We start from the raw sequence: 1,294 nt of genomic DNA on the forward strand, positions 1-1,294 counted from the left end.
TTTATCAACCCAGGCCACTTTACCGGTAGCATCGGTAACCAGTACCTGGTTGTTTGTACCAGCGGCAATCTTGGTGGTCGTTACGTTGGCATCAGTAATTTTAGCTGTGGTAACAGCATTATCAGCTAATTTAGCGGTTGTTACGTTCGCATCTTTTATTTTTAAAGTGGTAACCGCATCATTCGCCAGTTTGGCTTCTACAATACCCAAATCTTTTACTTTGAAAGGATCGGCTGTGGTGCCTGTACCTTCTATGGTGGTTAAATCGGCTACAGAAGCAGCAAGGGCAGTTTTATCAACCCAGGCCACTTTGCCGGTAGCATCGGTAACCAGTACCTGGTTGTTTGTACCAGCAGCGATCTTACCGGTGGTAACGTTGGCATCAGTAATTTTAGCTGTGGTAACAGCATTATCAGCTAATTTAGCGGTTGTTACGTTCGCATCTTTTATTTTTAAAGTGGTAACCGCATCATTGGCAAGTTTGCCTTCTACGATGCCCAGGTCTTTCACCTTGAAAGGATCGGCTGTGGTACCAGTACCTTCTATTGTGGTTAAATCGGCTACAGAAGCGGCAAGGGCAGTTTTATCAACCCAGGCTACTTTGCCGGTAGCATCGGTAACCAGTACCTGGTTGTTTGTACCAGCGGCAATCTTACCGGTGGTAACATTGGCATCTTTTATTTTTAAAGTGGTAACCGCATCATTGGCAAGTTTGGCTTCTACGATGCCTAAATCTTTTACTTTGAAAGGATCGGCTGTGGTACCGGTACCTTCTATCGTAGTTAAATCAGCTACAGAAGCAGCAAGGGCAGTTTTATCAACCCAGGCTACTTTGCCGGTAGCATCGGTAACCAGTACCTGATTGTTTGTACCAGCAGCAATCTTGGTGGTAGTTACGTTTGCATCCTTTATTTTTAAAGTGGTAACCGCATCGTTGGCCAGTTTGGCTTCTACAATGCCTAAATCTTTTACCTTGAAAGGATCGGCTGTGGTACCGGTACCTTCTATCGTAGTTAAATCAGCTACAGAAGCAGCAAGGGCAGTTTTATCAACCCAGGCCACTTTGCCGGTAGCATCGGTAACCAGTACCTGGTTGTTTGTACCAGCGGCAATCTTACCGGTGGTAACATTGGCGTCCTTTATTTTATCTGTGGTAACATTGGCATCTTTTATTTTTAAAGTGGTAACCGCATCGTTCGCCAGTTTAGCTTCTACAATGCCCAGGTCTTTTACCTTGAAAGGATCGGCTGTGGTACCAGTACCTTCTATGGTGGTTAAATCAGCTACAGAAGCA

1 protein-coding gene is annotated in these 1,294 nt (G+C 44.9%); it reads right to left on the reverse strand.

The window, feature by feature from the left end; translation table 11 throughout:
• Positions 1-1,294: hypothetical protein (locus U859_RS0130050; RefSeq protein ID WP_025146903.1), on the reverse strand; the 1,294-nt coding region annotated here is incomplete at both ends.

The organism is Pedobacter jeongneungensis (assembly GCF_000633455.1).
GTDB classification, from domain to species: Bacteria; Bacteroidota; Bacteroidia; order Sphingobacteriales; family Sphingobacteriaceae; genus Pedobacter; species Pedobacter jeongneungensis_A.